The following is a 17,058-nucleotide window of genomic DNA, read 5'->3' as shown; positions in this document are numbered from 1 at the left end:
CCGGCTCATCCAGGCGCTGATCACCGCTGCCGAGGCCGTAGGACATTCCACCTCTGCTGGACAGACCGGCTTCGCTCCCCCCTCTCATCGCCGCCGCAGGGCATCTCCCCACTTCACCATCACCACACGGGGCCAGACCGTGGGGTTCCTTGTCCTCCAGGAGCAAGACCGGACCGAGCACGTCGCCACCGAGAAGGAACTTGCCGCGGCCAAGAAGAACTCCTGGGTCAGGATCCCCCGCTTCGACTACACCCCGTCCGAACGGCTCCGCTTCGTCCGCAGCGGGGGCCAGCCGCACCGGGCGAGCGAATGGGCCGACACCCCCGGCCGCTCCCTCGAAAAGCAACTCGCCGAGATCGCACAAGAGGTCACTCTTCGCGGCGAGGCCGCTGAACGCAGACGCCAGGACGAGATCGAAGCCCCATCCGGTACGCGGAGGCGTACCGCATCAGGCACTTCGAAGCGCAAGAAGCGGCTTGGCGCCACGCCACCCGATTGACCGAGTACGTTAGCGCTGTGCGCGCGAGTCGAGGCCATGCCGCCGGGGCAGGCCAGAACCGACGCCGAAGCATGGATCATCTGGACGGCGACCACCGTCGAGCGCCTCACCCCGCTGAGCTCACCACCCCGGTTGCCCGACGTCCCCGAACCGCGAGCCGACGACCTACGGCCCTTCCTCGGGCACTGGAGCTCTTACGGACCGACCTGTTGAGCGCCCGGCCCGCCGAACTACGGCATGCAGGAACTCGGCTTAGTCTCCTTCAAGTTCCTACAAAGACGGGTCAGGAGCCCTTAGCGGTCGGCTCAAGGATCGCGACACACTCCACGTGATGCGTCATCGGAAACATGTCAGTCTGGGCGGAGGCGATGAAAGTGCAGGCCAGATACGGTTTTTGATTCCAGAGGCAGGCCGTCAGGCGTGCGGAGCGTCGAATGAGCGTCACGGCGGAGAAGCGGTGACGCCGTGCAGCGTGCCCCGGCGAGCAGTACCCCTGCTGCCGCACTCGCCGGGCCCGAGTTCAGTCTGAGGCATCCATACGGGGGAGCCGCAGGTTGCCTTGCTCCGCGAGATCGCGTCCGCTGCCGACGCCGTCGCTCCTGCTCCGGGAGCAGTCCAACGGCTTGGGCGCTGAGAAGCGTGGCTTGATCAAGCGACGTGGCGCGGGAGCAGGCACGTGGCGGTGGTGACCGCGGACGGCCGCTACTACCTCGAACACGGCAAGCATCCCCGGCAGGTGCAGTCCGAGAAGGATTGATTGTCGGGCGACACCGCTCAACACGGCCGTGGCGGGCCACGATGGACGTGGCCCGCCACGCGGGTTGCTCGACTGTGGGTTGGTCACGGGATGAAGCCGTAGTCCAACTGCTTGGTGAGCTTGGTCTTGTCGCCCTTCAGGGACAGCACGAGCGTGCGTGCCAGGGTGCCGCCGAAGCGGGTCCCGCCGTCGGCGGTCGGTACTGTGTCGATGAAGCTCTCCACCAGCCCGTTGGGCATCACGTAGTGCGAGTACTGCTGCGTCGGGGCGTCCTCCGGGTTGCCCAGGACCAGCGCGCTGCCGTTGAGCGGCTTGTAGTCGCTGCGCAGGGACGGACCGACGAACCCGTAGAGGCCGTCCCAGCCGCTCAGCCCCGGCGCGAACGTGAATTTGTGGCTGATGGTGAACAGGTAGTACTTGCCGTTGCGGATGACCAGGTGAGGTCGTTCGGTCTGCTGGTTCACACAGTTGGCCGAGAGCAGCGGGGGCTGCAGCCGCCAGTTGCCCATGCTGTCGCTGTCAGCCGTGGCCAGCCCGATGTTGCCCGTGTAGTACTTCGCGTTCTCCGGCACCTCATGGCCGGCCGGGACGTCACCTATGTCGCGCTTGGTGCACTGGTAGCTGCCGGCGACACCGGCCGTGTTGCCCTCGAACAAGATGTGGATCTTGCGGTCCCGGGGGTCTCGGAAGACGAACGGGTCGCGGAAGGCGTAGATGATCGGGCCCGCCTGGGACTGTTGCATGGTCTGGTACAGCTTGCCGTCGGCCTCGGCGATGATGCGGTGGTTCTTGAACCCGTCGAACCACACATGGGTCCTGTCCGCGTGGATCCGACCGCTCGCCATCGCCAGGCGCTGCAGGGGATCGTTGGGGTCGACCCCACCGTTGTCGCGCCCGGAGGCGGTGTAGAAGGAGTACACCTTGTCGCCGACGAGCGCCGCCGAGCCGGCCCACTGACGTGAGCCGAACGCGGTGCCGGGCTGGAACAGGTCGCCGCCGTACTTCCAGCTCTTGGCGTCACGCGAGTAGTAGTAGCCGATCTTCGCGTACCAGTGCCGGTCACCGAAGGGGACCGAGCGCGGGGCCGTGAGCGCGAAGATGACGTGCCAGCCCTTGTAGGTGGCGGTCTTCGTGTTGAGCTTGGTCAGCGGCCAGGTGTCCCACTGCCACACCTTGTCGCTGATCACCGGAAAGTCGGGCGACACACGGGGGGCGGTGTTGGTCTTGTCCTGCCGGAGCTTCAACGCGTCCGCGCGGGACCAGACGGCGGTGTAGTCGTCGTCCGCGCTGTACTGCCGCGTTCCCATCCGGGACGAGGCCGGTGTGTCGGCGGAAGCCGGTGTCGCCACACCGCCCAGCGCCGTGAGGGCCACTAAACCCGTGGCCAGCCGGAGCAGCACTCTTCGTGCTCTGCGCATGCGTCGTCCTTCCAAAGGGGGTGATCGAGTGGGACAGAACCGGAAGCGATCGAATGCGCGGTTACCCCCCTTCTCGCGACGCACTCCCTCACCTCTCGCCACTGGCGATGAACATGTGGTTTCAGGTCTGACAGGTAATCAACTTCCCGACACGACAGTCCCGGGATGGCGTGGAACGGTTCCGCTGCCGACGATCGGGCCGCGGTGGTGGTCGTGCGGCGAGGCACGCCCACCAGCCAGACGCCTTCCGCTTTCCGAACGGGATCGTTTGATTCGGTTTGACTGGGAATGAACTTCGGCCTTTGTGGAACAGGTGGGCGTGGTTCGTCCGTTCGTCTCGCTTGTGGAGGTGGCTGGTGCCGTCGGTGCTCGGTCTGCTGGAGGCCCGGGAGAAGAAGGTCCGGGAAAAGATGGCACGGCTGCGGGTGCAGGCCGCGCTGGGTGAGGAGGAACCCGCACTTCAGCGTCTGGCGGATGCCCGTGTGACGGCGGCCGAGGTGCTGGCCGAGCCGCCTTCTGTGGCCGCGGAGCCGGTGAGGAGCGCGGTGGCGGGGTCGGTGGTTCCGCGACGGGCCGAGGCGATGGCAGCGTCCGTCCTGCCTGCGGACCACCAGCGGATCAGGCGGGGCCCAACCCGCCGTGTCCGAACCGGTTGGCGCAGTGGGCGAACGCCGGTGGTGCCTGACAGGCGGGCGGGCCGCGTCGGCCGAATCCGCCTGAACCGTTGACGCGCTGGCGGGATCCCGCGCATCATCGGGCCACTCGATGTCATCGTTGACACCAGTCCACGATGACACTCCTGGTCGGCTACGTGGACGTCGACGCCGACCAGGGCGTCACCTCCGGTCGGTCCGCGCCGAGCTCCAGGCTCGGCCCAGTGGAGCCACAGCACAGGAGACACCATGAGTTCTGGACGTGTGTCCCGGGATGCTTGCGTGCGGATGATGGCGTCGGTGGCGACCTTCTGCGCTCTGTCCGCCGCTCCGCTCACCCCTCAGGACCTCGCCGCCGACACCCCGCCGTACTCCGAGACCTACCGACCCCAGTTCCACTTCACCGCGGAGCGGAACTGGCTGAACGACCCCAACGGCCTCGTGTACTACGAGGGCGAGTATCACCTCTTCTACCAGTACAACCCCAACGGCAACTCCTGGGGTGACATCTCCTGGGGCCACGCGGTGAGCACGGACCTGGTGCACTGGAAGCAGCTGCCGCTCGCCCTGTCGTACGACGACAACGAGATGGTGTTCTCCGGCAGTGCGGTCGTCGATTGGGACAACACCACCAGGTTCGGCACGAAGAAGAACCCGCCCATGGTCGCGATCTACACCAGTCACAACAAGAGCACAGGCGTCCAGGCACAGTCGATCGCCTACAGCACCGACCGCGGCCGTACCTGGACCAAGTACCAGGGCAACGCCGTCATCGACATCGGCTCCAAGGACTTCCGCGACCCCAAGGTCCAGTGGTACGAGCCGACGAAGAGCTGGCTCATGACGGTGTCGCTGTCCGCCGAGCACAAGGTGCAGTTCTACTCGTCGAAGAACCTCAAGGACTGGAGGTTGCAGAGCGAGTTCGGGCCGGCCGGCGCGACGGGCGGCGTGTGGGAGTGCCCCGACCTGTTCCCCCTCGCGGTCGACGGGGACCCGAAGAAGACCAAGTGGGTCCTGGTCGTCAACGTCAACCCCGGTGGCATCGCGGGCGGTTCGGCCGCCCAGTACTTCGTCGGCGACTACGACGGCAAGAGGTTCACCGCCGACGACAAGGGCACCTACAACCCGCCCACCGGCACGGTGGTGCAGGACTTCGAGAGCACGGACTTCGGATCGTGGACGACCACGGGCACCGCCTTCGGCACGGCGCCGGCAGCCGGGGCGGTGGACGGACAGGGGGCCGTCTCCGGCTACGACGGCAAGGGCCTCGCCAACAGCTTCCACTCGGGCGACGGCACCACCGGCGCCCTGACGTCGCCCTCCTTCACCGTCGACAGCAAGTACCTGAACTTCAAGGTCGGCGGTGGTCGGCACCCGCACGTGGACGGAACCGAGATGGAGCAGGGTCCGCCACCCGCGGGTACGGTCCTCGCCGACTTCGAGGGCGGCACCTACGGTGGTTGGACGGCCACCGGGGACGCCTTCGGCACCGCACCGGCCACCGGCACCCTTCCCAACCAGCAGGAGGTCTCCGGCTTCCTGGGAAGCGGCCTGGTCAACACCCACCGCAACGGCGACTCCACCACCGGCACCCTCACCTCACCCGAGTTCACCATCGACAAGGACCACGTCAACTTCCTGGTCGGCGGCGGCAACCACCCCGTCGGCTCCGACAACCCGACCGCCGTCGAACTCCTCGTCGACGGCCAGGTGGTCCGCAGCACCACCGGACAGGACGGCGAGGCACTCCACTGGGCCTCCTGGGACGTCAAGGACCTCGCCGGCAAGAAGGCCCAGATCAAGATCGTCGACGACAACAGCGGCGGTTGGGGCCACCTCGACGTCGACCACATCATGCTCTCGGACGCCCAGGCCCAGCCCGTCTCCCAGGAGACGTCTGTCAACCTGATCGTCGACGGCAAGGTCGTCCGCAGCGCCACCGGCGCCAACAGCGAGACCTTGGACTGGGCCTCCTTCGACATGCGCCCCTACGCCGGCAAGGAGGCGCAGATCCAGATCGTCGACAGGAACACCGCCGGCTGGGGCCACATCCTCGCCGACCGGTTCACCGAATCCGACACTCCCGCGAAGTCCGTCGTCCAGCGCGCCGGCTGGGCCGACTACGGCAAGGACTACTACGCGGCCGTTTCCTGGGAGAACGCGCCGGGCGGCAAGCGGTACATGATCGGCTGGATGAACAACTGGGACTACAGCGGCGCCATCCCCACCTCGCCCTGGCGCGGCGCCCAGAGCATCCCCCGGGAGATGGCCCTGCGCACCGTCGACGGCCGCATCCGGCTGACCAGCCAGCCCGTGAACAGCGTGACGTCCCTGCGGCAGGGACACCCTGCGTCCGCGATCGGCACCACCGTCGAGGACACCTCCAAGACCCTGATCGGCCCAGCGGCGAAGGGCAAGGCCCTCGACATCGAGGCGACCTTCTCCCCCAAGGACGCCGAACGCTTTGGCCTGAAGGTGCGCACGGGTGCGAACGGTGAGGAGACCGTCATCGGCTACGACACCACGACACAGGAGCTGTACGTCGACCGCAGCCGCTCCGGCGCAGTCGACTTCAACAGCACCTTCCCCGGCGTCCAGACCGCACCGCTGAAGGCGAAGGACGGCAAGGTCAGGCTGCGGATCCTCGTCGACTGGTCGTCCGTCGAGGTCTTCGGCGGCAGTGGCGAGGCCGTGATCACCGATCAGATCTTCCCCGACCCCGCCAGCCAGGGCGTGCAGGTCTTCGCCGAGAACGGCACGGTGAAGCTGGACAAGGCCGTCGTCTGGCACCTCGGCTCCGCCCACAAGTGATACCCACAACCGACAAGGACACGGGCCCGTGAAGAACCGCCAGATCACACCCTAGAACTGCTGCCGCAGCCGCTCGGGGTACGGGGCCGTACTCGCCGATCGGCAGGTACGGCCCGATGAACTCCCACTCCGCGTCCGTCAGTTGCACTCGCGTCACACAAGGAGACCTACCGGACCAGACCCCGCCGCGAGAGCGGAGTCCGGAACTGCCACCGTCTGCCCTCGAGCCGAACCAGGCTCAGCCGAGACCGCGATGGGCGGCGGGCGAAGTAGACAGTTGATCACGACTCGATACGCGCGCCCCGGTCACCGGCCTCGGGGACGTCTTCTGACCTCCTGGTCCTACTGGCCCTGCGCCTCAACCGCGCGTCGGAAACCGCGGAGACCGACACCGCGAACGCCGAACAGGACCTTCGCGGGCTTGACAGCCAGTCGAACGAGCCGCGTGACGCCCCATCAGAAGCAGCGTCGAACGAGCGCAAGACATGTCCCCCACCGCCCCTCACGAAGCCGAGGCAGAGCGTTCAGAGGTCGGCCCGGAAGAGTCACGAAGAACGCCAGCTCAGGGACTGTTATTGATCACTCGCGACCGGCTCTCAGGACCTCGAGGACAGCTTCCTCCTGCACCACCAGGAGGTGATCCGAACAGTCACAGCAGGGAAAACGAGCCGTCGATGCATGCCGGGATCCGATCGGGGTACGCGAGCCGATTCGGGCTTGAGCGGAGGAGAGACATGGACGACGTCGCCGCACCCGGCAGGGAAAGTGGCCTGTCCGGGGATCAGGCGCGTTCTGGCACCCTGCTCGGCGGAACGCTGGAAAACCTGCAGGAGGCCGCCATCGCGGTCGATGATGACGGCCTCATCGTCGCGGTCAACAGCGCAGCCCGAAGCCTGCTGGGCAGGGAAGACTCAGAACTCGTCGGTCAGGACTTCCACGACCTGCTGCACCGGGACAGATACGGGCACTCGGTGCCGCGCACGCGCTGCCGGATGAGGAAGGCGCTCCTCACGGGGGACACCAGGCATGGCGACGCCGAGTGGTTCGCCCGCGGGGACGGCACTCTCGTCCAGCTGTCCTGGCTGGTCACGCCCTACGCACCCGCTCCGGGCGGGACAGGTGCACTGGCGATGCTGTACGCGCCGGAGCAGCCGGACGTTCGCCACAGCGAGGGCGGGCACTCCGCGCCGCTGACGGAACTGGACCGTTTGGCCCTGCTGGCGGAGACGACCACGCAGCTCACATCCACCCTGGACGTCGACGAGGCGCTGCACCGACTGGCGGCCCTTACCGTGCCCCGGCTCGCGGACTGGGCCGTGTTCGACCTGCTCACCGAACGTGATGAAGTGCGACGCGTTCTCGTGATGGAGCACAAGGACGGCATTCTCGTCGAGCGGGACGACCTGCAAGGCCCGATGCCTCCCGTGCCGGCAGAGTCACCGATGCCCCTGTCACGGGCCCTGCGCGGCGCAGCCTCCTCACTCGCCGGCCCCGCCACCTACCAAGGTCCGCCCGACTCCGGCATAGCGGTCGAGCAGCAGCGCCTGTTCACCGCGACAGGAATGCACTCCGCCGCCATCGCACCCATTCGCGGACTGCGCGACGTACTCGGCGCCCTGACCCTGGGCCGCGCCCAGCGTCATGACGCCTTCACCCCTGCCGACCTGCCGCTGCTGGAGGACCTCACCCGCCGGGCGGGCCTGGCGCTGGACAACGCGCGCCTGTACCAGCGCCAGCGCAAAGTCGCCGAGACCATGCAACGCCACCTGCTGCCCCAGCTTCCCGTCCTGCCCGGACTGGAGATGACCGCGCGCTACGTACCCGCTCCGGACGCCTCATCCGTGGGCGGTGACTGGTACGACGCGTTCGCTCTGGCCGCCCACGCCCACGCACTGGCCATCGGCGACGTCGTCGGGCACGATCTCGACGCCGCAGCCGGCATGGCGCAGGTCCGCAACATGCTGCGCGCCTTCGCCTGGTCCCACCCCGAGGCCACACCCAGCGCCGTCGTCACTCGGCTCGACGAGGCAGTGATGCACATAGCCGAGGTACCCATGGCCACCATGATCCTCGCCAGGCTCACACTCGGCGACGACACACTGTGGCGCCTACGCTGGACGAACGCCGGGCACCCGCCGCCCCTGCTCATCGCCCACGACGGTCAGACCAGCTACCTCGACGAGGCTCACGGCATACTCCTCGGCACCGGAGTCACCGGCCCTCGCCCCGACGCCGTCACCGTCCTGCCACCCCAGGCCACACTCCTGCTCTACACCGACGGACTGGTCGAATCCCCGCACCACTCCATCGATCATGGACTGGACCGGCTGCGCCGACACGCGGCCTCCCTCGCCCACCGCCCCCTCGACTCATTCTGCGACTTGCTGCTGGACCAGGTCCGCCCCAGCGACAACGATGACGACGTCGCCATGATCGCGCTGCGTACCCCCCTTCCGTATGACCCGCCTGACCCGCGCGGGAGGCAGATCGAGTGGGGTTGAGGGGGCCGTCGAAGTTCCTCAGCCGGGGGGCTGAGGCTTCGAACGCCTCTCTCCCGCCGCGCGAAAGCTTCGCGCGGCGGGAGGCCCTGCACTGCCCCGCCGGTGAGCGGGGCCAGAACGCAGTGTCCGCATGGCCGTTCGCCGAGGAGGACGGGCGCCGTGTAGGTCGGGGGCGGTCAGGAGAAACTGGTTGGTGAGGGGGTACGGCAGGTCCTTGCGCTGCGCGCGGGTATCGGGCGCCCTGGTGTCCAGGTCTGCTCCGGCGTATGGGCATCACCTTCGACGGCGACTCGGCGCAGCAGGACACTGATCGAGGAAGACCGTCCTCACCGTGATCACCCTGCCTGGACTCTCGTCCTGCGGGACCACGGGGCGCGGGAAGGGCGGTGAGTGTGGAGGACGAGTAGTGCCAGGGCGCCGGTCGCTGCGGACCAGGCGAGGGAGAGCAAGCCAGGGGACCAGGCGCTCTGGGGAGTGAGGGTTGAGCTCAGCGCCAGCTGGTTCACGCCGTACAGAGGGAGGGCGGATACGCCCGCCACATCCATGAGTGTGTTGAAGACGGGATTCTGCAGGCCGGTGTCGACCAGGCTGAGCATGATGATGAGGAAGAAGCCCTCCAGCTCGCCGCGGACCAGAGAGCCGAGCAGAAGGCCGATCCCGCCGTAGACGAGGCCGGCGCCCGCGAGGGCCAGCGCCAGGGGTGATGTGTGGCGTACGGGCAGCGAGACCCACAGCACGATCGTGGTGTAGAAGGCCAACAGGGCGGCGGTGAGGGCGACGGCGGCAAGCTTCGCCAGCAGCATCGGCAGCCGGGGGTAACCGGCCAGCAGCAGACGGCGGTCCATCTGCCGCGATTGGAAGGTCTCGGTGAAGGTGATGAAGCCGGCGACCATGGTGACGGCGCCCAGCGCGCTGGCCACCTGCCCCACCTGGCTGGCCGGAGCGGAGAGGGGGGCGCTGATGGCGTCCAGCCGGATGCGCACCACTTGGTCGGAGGTGCACAGGCGTGCCACAGCGATCCAGATGGGGATGAACGCGACCGCCAGAACCAGGGCCAGCCGGTTGCGCAGGTGACCCAGCAGAGTACAGCGCAGCAGTTCGGTGAATGCCGTCCAGGAGAGCCTCAACGGTCGGTCTCCTCGAAGTGCAGACGGCCCTGGCGCAGGTGAGCGATCGCGTCGAAGTGGTGCAGGTCGTGCAGCAGGTGAGAGACCACGATGATCGACCGGCCCTGATCACGCAGGTCGGCGGCCAGGGTCCAGAACCGCTGATGGGTGTCCCAGTCGAAGCCCTGGTAGGGCTCGTCCAGGACCAGCAACTGCGGATCGTGCATGAGGGCGATCAGCAGGTTCAGCTTCTGCCGCGTGCCACCACTGAGTTCGCCGACCTGCTGTCGTCGGCAGCCGGTCAACGCCAGCAGTTCCATCAGCTCGCCGGCGCGCTCCAGTGTCGGCAGCCGATAGGCCATCTGGAACAACCGCAGATGCTGTCCGACGGTGAACCCGTCGTTCAGTACCGCCCGTTGCGGGCAGTACCCAACCACCCCGGTCCGTGCCGCCGTTCCGCGGTCGGGTGCGAGGTGTCCCACGGCGATCTGCAACAGAGTGCTCTTTCCCGCCCCGTTCTCGCCGACGACTCCCACCAGCGTTCCGGCATACACGTCAAGATCCACATCGCGCAGGACCTGCCTGCCGCCGAACGCCTTGCAGACTCCGCTGATCCGCAGCCGTGGCCGGTGGCGCGTCGTTACTGCCTGCACATGAGCCCCTCGAAAGATCGGACAGATGTAACGAGCCGACCCGGACGGTCCGGCCCTGGGCGGACCGATCCTCCGCACAACGTCTGCTGCCCGGTGTCCAACGAGTCCGTACCGCCGGTGTAACGGCGGTCACCCGGTCCTCTGTACCAGCCAGTTGGGCGTGACGTACGCCGCGGTCTGCCGTTGTAGGAGGCGATGCCGCAGACACCCCAACGAGACCTCAGCGCTCCCACGATCGTGATCGGAGCCGGCCCCCACGGCCTGGCGGTCGCCGCGCTACTGAACCGCTCCGGAGAACCGACCGTGATCCTGGAACGGTCGCACGGCGTGGGAGCGAGCTGGGCGCAGCGCTATGACCACCTACGCCTGCACACCACTCCCGGCACGTCGAAGCTCCCCGGCCTGCCGGTGCCGCGCCAGGCGGGCCCGTGGGTGAGCCGGGACGACTATGTGCGATACCTGGAGCGCTACGCAGCCCATCACCGACTCGACGTCCGTGTGACCACCCCGGTGCAGCGCGTCGAACGGGCCGAGCCCGGTTCGGGAGCACAGTGGCTGGTCCACACCCCCGCCGGACCCGTGCCCACTGGCGCGGTCGTGGTGGCCACCGGCCGCTGCCATACCCCTGACCTCCCCCGCTGGCCCGGGCGTTCGACGTTCACCGGCACCCTGCTGCACTCGGCCCACTACCGCTCTCCGGCCCCCTACCGCGGGCAGGACGTCCTGGTGGTCGGCGCCGGTAACAGCGGTACCGAGATCGCGAGTGTCCTGGCCGGGGGCGGAGCCGGGCGGGTACGGATCGCAGTCCGTACCCCACCCAACATCCTGCCCCGCTCCAGCGCCCGATGGCATGCTGCCGGCCGACTTACGGAGGCCCTCCCCCTCGCGTGGCGCGATCGCACCTCCCTGCTCACCCAGCGTCTCGCGGTGCCCGACCTGACCTCACGGGGACTGCCCCGGCCCCGCATCGGCCTGTACACCCGCAATGCCCGCGAAGGGGTCAACCCCGTGCTCGACCACGGCTTCGTGGACGCCGTCCGGTCCGGTCGGGTCGAGCCGGTCGCGGCCGTCCAGGCGTTCGAGGGCCCCGAGGTAGTGCTGGCCGACGGCACACGCCTGCGACCCGACACGGTCATCGCCGCCACCGGCTACCGGCCCGACCTGCACGACCTGGTCGGGTCCCTGGGCGTGCTCGACGAGGCCGGGCATCCCCTCGCCGCAGGGGCACGGACCCATCCTGAAGCCCCGCGCCTGTACTTCGCCGGATTCACCAATCCCCTCACGGGTGTCCTTCGCCAGGCGGGCATCGAGGCGCGCGCCATCGCCCGCGCGTTCCGCCACGAGAAGGCGCGGGCCACCCTCCCCGCCCCCCGGCTTGGCGACCGCCCGGCCGACGCACTCAACAAAGGGCGCGCGTCGAGCTGACGGCGGTTCGCAAGCCTGGCCCTTCTGCGGCGTTCCCCGCAGGGCGATTGGACGCCGAGGTGACGGTGGAGACAGGGCTGCGCGCTTCGGCGGAGAGCAGCTTCACCGTGCCCACGATGCGTGATCATCCACAACCAAGATCCGCTTCCGCAGCAGACCCTGGGCCCCGTCCGACGGCCGAAGGGGCCAGCCGCTCCCTGGGGTGCAGCAGGGGGCATCCGGGAGCGCAGGAGCGGAGCGGATGATCTGGGCATGCTTGCACTACCACTCAACTGGTGGTTTGGCCGCGGGAGTTGAGGAGGGACCTGAATGCGTCCCTAGCGTGGTTCGTGCCGTGGTCTGCGGGCTGCGGTGCGGCGTCGCTTCCCGCGGCACCGGAGCAGCGACAAGCAAGGGGCACTGAATGGCGAACTTCCAGACCGGCGAGATTCCCCCCGGCTTCGCGTTCACTGAGAGCGGCGGGCTCATCCACTACAAGTACGGCATCGTCCTGGCAGTCCCGGCGGCCAACCAGGCCGGCTGGTCGGGCGACATGTGGATCAGCTTCGGCTCCGCCTGGGGAGATGCAAAGATCAAGGTGAACTGGCACGACGGCTCCAACTGGAGCGCCGCCGTGGACCTGAACGTCACGCAGGCAGGCGGCCGGGTCCACAACGGCGCGAAGCTCCCGACGAGCACGCAAAAGATCGCCATCGGCCGCGTCAGGAAGAGCGCGAGCGACACCGAGGACGACATCCCGGTCAGTTGGCTGCTCCAAGTGGCCGAGGCGTGACCCAGGCAGCCCCTATGACCCGATGCCCGGTCCGGCCTGCTGGGCCGGACCGGGCATCGGGAGTGGTGGCCGTAGCGGCCGAGTTGAACTGGACCGGCTCGGACACGTACAACAAGGACACCAGATCTTCCCCCCACTGCTCGGTCGGATTTGCATGCCCGAGCTACCGAGAGGCCCTGTCTCCGTGCGCGTACAAGAAAGGGCCGCTCTGCCTTGCGATGCACGGCACCAAACGACCCGGGCTTGACCTGCAAGAGTCGGTGGCGGGATGCGTGTCCCTCGGTCCCGTGGACCGTTGATCACACCATGAAGCCACGCACCGCACTGGGGGCCCTGGCCCTCGCGTCCATGCCCCTGTTCCTGGCGACTCCCGCCCAGGCCGGACCCGAAGCCCCGATGTCCCTCAGCGGCGCCCCAGCGACTCCCGCTCAGGTCGCCGAAGGCCCGGTGGGCCCCGGTCTCAGCGAACTCGTCGCGATTACAGAAGGAGTTCTGCGGAAATACGGCATCACCAAGTCGTTCGCTGATATCCAAGACCTCGACGCAGGCATCTTCGCGATCGCTTCGGGCATCCTCAACGTCAACGGAAAGTAAGGCATCATCGCCTCCCCGGGAAACTCGTCGGTGGCGCCCTTCCGAGGCAGTGCCAGGAACACTGGTCACACTGTGGACAGGTATCCGCACGGTGCGCCCTCGTAGACCAGGGTGGGCACGTGCACGCCCTTCAGGTCGTCCCGCGAGTTGAGGAGGAACGTGGTGCGGGCGAAGACGCGCGCCATGTCCGGGTCTGTGGCGCAGAAGCTGTTCTTGAGTTCGTCGACGAGGTCGGGCCGATCGGCGTTGCCCATGATCACCGGGGCCATCGCTGCCGACCAGCCCAGATAGTTCGAGTCCAGCGACTCGAGCAGCCCGTCGATATCCTCGGCGCTGGACCCGCCCCGGTAGCCGTCATCGTCGATGTACCGCGGAGACGGAGCGACCATCACATGCGCCCCGATCCGCTCCGGAGCCATGCCGGCCGCCAGCACGCCGATCATCGCGCTGACCGAATGTCCCACGAACACAGCGTCGCGCAGATCGAGCGCCTCGCAGACCTCCACCACGTCCTGGGCGTAACCGGTCAGAGAGGCGTAGCGGTCCTCCGAGAACGCGGCCGCATCCGAGCGACCCGAGCCGACGTAGTCGAACAGCACCAACCGGTAGTCCTCCACCAGCGCGGGCAGTGTCAGCCCTGATCGCACCCGAAGCCATGAGCCAGCATCACCGTCCGCCCGTGCGGGTTACCGGTGACGGTGACATTGTTCCTGCGGGCGATATGCATGATCGGGAGTCTCTCAGACCAGTCGGGTAGTCCTATTGCGCCCAGAATCATCCACATTTCGTCCGGCGTCTTCATCGGCCGACTTCGGCAACCGCCCACCTCGACGGCAGCACAGTCGCCCGGTTCTGGCCGACGTCCCTCGGCGGACTTTGCGGACCTGGCGTCGCTTTTGCCGGTGGTCTCAGCGCTGAGTGAGCATGCCTTCGCGCAGGCGGCCCAGGGTCCGTGCCAGGAGTCGGGAGACGTGCATCTGGGACACGCCCAGGTGTTCGCCGATCTGGGCCTGGGTGAGTTCCTCCACGAACCGCATGTGGATGATCTGCCGGTCTCGCTCGTCGAGTTCGGCGAGAAGCGGGGCGAGGGTGTGGAAGTCCTCCACCAGTTCCAGCGCCTGGTCTTCGGCGCCGATGAAGTCCTGCAGAGCGCTCTCGCCGTCTTCGCTGCCGCCGATCGCGGCGTCCAGGGAGGAGGAGTTGTAGCCGTTGGCGGCAAGTCGGGCTTCCCGTACCTCGTCCTCGGGCAGGCTCATCAGCTCCGACAGTTCCTTGACCGTGGGGGTGCGGCCGAGCCGGCTGCGCAGTTCCTCGGTGGCGCGGGCGAGCTGGACGCGGGCTTCCTGCAGCCGGCGCGGCACGTGTACGGCCCAGGTGGTGTCACGGAAGAACCGCTTGATCTCGCCCACGATGTAGGGGATCGCGAAGGAGGTGAACTCCACTTCGCGCGTCAGCTCGAACCGGTCGATGGCCTTGATCAGGCCGATCATGCCGACCTGGACGATGTCCTCCATCTCCTCTGCGCCACGGCTGCGGAAACGGCCGGCCGCGTACCGGACCAGGGACATGTTCATCTCGATCAGTGTGCTGCGGGCGTAGCTGTACTCGGGCGTGCCCTCTTCCAGGACCGTCAGCTGTTCGAAGAACAGCTTGGAGAGCTGGCGAGCGTCTTTGGGCGCAACCCGGGAGGGGTCGGCGACCTCCGGCAGCTCGCTCGTTCGTGCGTCCAGTGCCGCCGGAATGCTCATGAGCGCCATGCTGTGCCCCTCCCAAAGTTCGCGCCGACCGCTACCGCCTGCAAAACGGCCGACGGCGCAGCGCCTACCCCGCCTGCCCGCACCCATACCTGTGCTGTGTTGAGCAGGCTCGCTACGTGGTCGTGTCAGCTGGGGAGGTAGCAGCGAATGGTGGTGCCGTCGGGGCCGGTGTGGACACGGACGAGGTCGGCGAGTTGGTGGACCAGCAAGAGTCCGCGGCCGCCGGGCTGCGTGGGATTCGGCGGGCGGCGGCCGGCCAGCGGATCGGTCAACTGTCCGCCGTCGTGGACCTCGCAGACGATGCGGTCGCTCTCGGCCCAGATCCGCAGCGTCCCCGAGCCGGCGCCGTGGACGACGCTGTTGGTGGTCAGCTCGGCCACCACGAGTTCCAGGTCGCCCAGGCTCACGCCGGACACGCCCAGGTCCCGCGCCCGGGACACGGCGAAGTCGCGAGTCTCGGGCAGTGTCGGTGCGGCGAAGGTACAGGCCGCAGCATCGAGTGGAGCGAGCAGGGGCTCGTTGTAGCGAGCAATGATCTCTTCGGGGCTGTAGGCGGTGGATTGCCTCTCACCGTCGGCGTCGATGACGACCGGGTGGGTCGCCAGGGCGTCACGGAGCGCCTGCTGCCTTAGTTGCCCAGCGTCGTAGGGACAGAGGATGGTCACCGCGCGCCCGGTGAAAGCGGCATTGATCAGCGCTTCGTGCTGGACGCACGCCGGGTACTCGTCGGCGGAACGGCCCTGCCAGATCGGCTCGCCGATGATACGGACCCGGCGGGCGCCGGGTTGGGCGTCGGCGAACTTGCGCAGCACGTTGGCGATGATGCGGCCCGGGTTGCGGCCGGCCTGGGTCATGTCGATGAAACGGACCTGTGCCGCTCGCTCACCGAGCCCCTCGCGGATCAGCTTCAAACGATCCGGCGGAGCTGCGACGGCTGCGGGCTCACCGGCGTCCAGCCCTTCCCGCAGGAAGGGAACCGTTCCCGCGACGTACTGGTCGGTCCCCTCGTAGAAGAGCGCCGGGTGCACGAACGGCTCGTGCGAGGGCACTGTGGTCATCACGCAGCCACCTCGATCACGGAAAGCCCGGGCCAGAAGAGTTCGAGGATGCGCGGCAGCTGCGCCGGAGGTCGGTGAAGTACGATCCGCTGTCCCTCGGGGAGACGCTGGGCGGTGACCGCAAGGTCCGTCACGCCGGCCACATCCACGAAGCGCACCCGGGACAGATCCACGTGATACACGTCCGTGCCACGCTCGACCAGTTGCTGCAGCGCCTGCTGCCAGACCGTCCGTGTGTTCATGCTGATCTCCCCGATCGCCCCCAGCCCCGAACTGTCGGGCAACGGATTGATCTGCAGTACCGCCTCACGTGGCGGCGCGGCGGAGGGCCCGCCCACGCCAGGTGCGACATCCACGCTTTTGCCCCCAGTTCCCCGGGCTCGGCCGCACGGCGGCTCATATCGATCGCCTTGCGCGATACCCGGTCAGGCACGGCGGACGCCCAGTCCGGCCACGCGAGAGAATCGGACCGGGCCTGACCTGCGCGGGTCCCGATGACGTGAGCTGGTGGAGCTCATGCGACCGAGTACGTGTCCTCCTGTAGTGGCGCCCATGCCAACTCAGGCTTGGCGGGAGGGCGAGCTCAGGGAGCGAGGCTGAGTTCCGCCCAGACCGTTTTGCCGGGGTGGCGCGGGGTGACGCCCCAGCGGTGCGCGAGCCGTTCGAGGAGCTGCATGCCGAAGCCGCCGGGCTCGGGGGTCTTGGTGGCACGCATGCGCGGCCAGCGGTCGCTGTCATCGCTGACCGCGATGCGCAGCAGCCGGCCGTTCCAGGTGAGCCGGATCAGGGGTGGGCCGACGCCGTGGCGGATGGCATTGGTGATCAGTTCCGAGACGAGCAGTTCGGCGGTCTGGATCATCCGGTGCTGGTGCAGCGGACCGCCGAAACCTTTCACACAGTCGCGGACCCAGTGCCGGGCGGCCGCGATGCTCGCAGTAACAGCGGGGAAGCGCGACTCGCAGGATGGGATGGTCGGTTCGCCGTTCACGAGGTTCCTCCAGCCTGGGTGGCGGCCCTGCTCTGCCGCCGGCTGGCGCTGCGTACAGCCGGTCGC

Annotated in this window: 14 protein-coding genes and 1 pseudogene; 7 read left to right on the top strand and 8 right to left on the bottom strand. The window is 68.0% G+C overall.

Annotation, left to right across the window (positions count from 1 at the left end; translation table 11 throughout):
• Window positions 1-139 precede the first annotated feature (139 nt).
• Window positions 140-499 (top strand): hypothetical protein, encoded by a 360-nt coding sequence (locus tag ACGFNV_RS18090; protein ID WP_393623561.1) that lies wholly within the window; start codon window positions 140-142, stop codon window positions 497-499.
• 840 nt (window positions 500-1,339) lie between these two features.
• Here the strand turns inward: ACGFNV_RS18090 and ACGFNV_RS18085 are convergent.
• Complete coding sequence (locus ACGFNV_RS18085) at window positions 1,340-2,674, bottom strand: glycoside hydrolase family 68 protein (RefSeq protein ID WP_393623560.1); 1,335 nt, start codon at window positions 2,672-2,674, stop codon at window positions 1,340-1,342.
• Between the two features lie 356 nt (window positions 2,675-3,030).
• On the opposite strand from ACGFNV_RS18085, the gene ACGFNV_RS18080 reads away from it, so the two are divergent.
• The 3 genes from ACGFNV_RS18080 to ACGFNV_RS18070 all read left to right on the top strand — a co-directional run bounded on the left by ACGFNV_RS18080 (window position 3,031) and on the right by ACGFNV_RS18070 (window position 8,639).
• Complete coding sequence (locus ACGFNV_RS18080; protein WP_393623558.1) at window positions 3,031-3,402, top strand: hypothetical protein; 372 nt, start codon at window positions 3,031-3,033, stop codon at window positions 3,400-3,402.
• 174 nt (window positions 3,403-3,576) lie between these two features.
• Window positions 3,577-6,138 carry a GH32 C-terminal domain-containing protein gene (locus ACGFNV_RS18075; RefSeq protein ID WP_393623557.1) on the top strand — a complete coding sequence of 854 codons (2,562 nt, stop codon included), beginning with the start codon at window positions 3,577-3,579 and terminating at the stop codon, window positions 6,136-6,138.
• Between the two features lie 734 nt (window positions 6,139-6,872).
• Entirely contained in the window at window positions 6,873-8,639 is a 1,767-nt protein-coding gene (locus ACGFNV_RS18070; RefSeq protein ID WP_393623556.1) for a SpoIIE family protein phosphatase, read from the top strand.
• A 335-nt stretch (window positions 8,640-8,974) separates the two neighbouring features.
• Here ACGFNV_RS18070 and ACGFNV_RS18065 read toward each other — a convergent pair whose 3' ends face one another.
• Window positions 8,975-9,766 (bottom strand): hypothetical protein, encoded by a 792-nt coding sequence (locus ACGFNV_RS18065; protein ID WP_393623554.1) that lies wholly within the window; start codon window positions 9,764-9,766, stop codon window positions 8,975-8,977.
• Entirely contained in the window at window positions 9,763-10,398 is a 636-nt protein-coding gene (locus tag ACGFNV_RS18060) for an ABC transporter ATP-binding protein (RefSeq protein WP_393623552.1), read from the bottom strand. Before ACGFNV_RS18060 ends, ACGFNV_RS18065 begins: the two co-directional genes overlap by 4 nt.
• Window positions 10,399-10,593: 195 nt before the next feature.
• Here ACGFNV_RS18060 and ACGFNV_RS18055 point away from each other — a divergent pair, with 195 nt between their 5' ends.
• The 3 genes from ACGFNV_RS18055 to ACGFNV_RS18045 all read left to right on the top strand — a co-directional run bounded on the left by ACGFNV_RS18055 (window position 10,594) and on the right by ACGFNV_RS18045 (window position 13,189).
• The gene (locus ACGFNV_RS18055; RefSeq protein ID WP_393623550.1) at window positions 10,594-11,823 is read left to right on the top strand and encodes a flavin-containing monooxygenase; all 1,230 of its coding nucleotides are present in this window, start codon (window positions 10,594-10,596) and stop codon (window positions 11,821-11,823) included.
• A 403-nt stretch (window positions 11,824-12,226) separates the two neighbouring features.
• Entirely contained in the window at window positions 12,227-12,595 is a 369-nt protein-coding gene (locus ACGFNV_RS18050; RefSeq protein ID WP_030895169.1) for a hypothetical protein, read from the top strand.
• Window positions 12,596-12,901: 306 nt separating this feature from the next.
• Window positions 12,902-13,189: a hypothetical protein gene (locus ACGFNV_RS18045; RefSeq protein ID WP_393623548.1), complete on the top strand. Its 288-nt coding sequence runs from the start codon at window positions 12,902-12,904 to the stop codon at window positions 13,187-13,189.
• A gap of 98 nt (window positions 13,190-13,287) precedes the next feature.
• On the opposite strand, the pseudogene ACGFNV_RS18040 reads toward ACGFNV_RS18045, so the two are convergent.
• From ACGFNV_RS18040 to ACGFNV_RS18020, 5 genes and pseudogenes are all read right to left on the bottom strand, one after another.
• A pseudogene (locus tag ACGFNV_RS18040) lies at window positions 13,288-13,916 on the bottom strand (alpha/beta fold hydrolase); the annotation flags it as partial.
• A gap of 181 nt (window positions 13,917-14,097) precedes the next feature.
• Window positions 14,098-14,946: an RNA polymerase sigma factor SigF gene (locus ACGFNV_RS18035; protein WP_393623547.1), complete on the bottom strand. Its 849-nt coding sequence runs from the start codon at window positions 14,944-14,946 to the stop codon at window positions 14,098-14,100.
• 125 nt (window positions 14,947-15,071) lie between these two features.
• A complete protein-coding gene (locus tag ACGFNV_RS18030; RefSeq protein ID WP_393623545.1) occupies window positions 15,072-16,004 on the bottom strand; it encodes an anti-sigma factor RsbA family regulatory protein in 933 nt (310 codons plus the stop codon).
• On the bottom strand, window positions 16,004-16,360 hold the full coding sequence (locus tag ACGFNV_RS18025) for an STAS domain-containing protein (protein ID WP_393623544.1): 357 nt from the start codon (window positions 16,358-16,360) through the stop codon (window positions 16,004-16,006). Before ACGFNV_RS18025 ends, ACGFNV_RS18030 begins: the two co-directional genes overlap by 1 nt.
• Window positions 16,361-16,587: 227 nt before the next feature.
• Window positions 16,588-16,992 carry an ATP-binding protein gene (locus ACGFNV_RS18020; protein WP_393623542.1) on the bottom strand — a complete coding sequence of 135 codons (405 nt, stop codon included), beginning with the start codon at window positions 16,990-16,992 and terminating at the stop codon, window positions 16,588-16,590.
• Window positions 16,993-17,058 lie beyond the last annotated feature (66 nt).

It is taken from the genome of Streptomyces sp. NPDC048751 (genome assembly GCF_043198595.1).
Classification (GTDB): Bacteria; Actinomycetota; Actinomycetes; order Streptomycetales; family Streptomycetaceae; genus Streptomyces.
The sequence above is the reverse complement of the archived record's forward strand: the minus strand, read 5'-3'. Positions and strand labels throughout refer to the sequence as shown.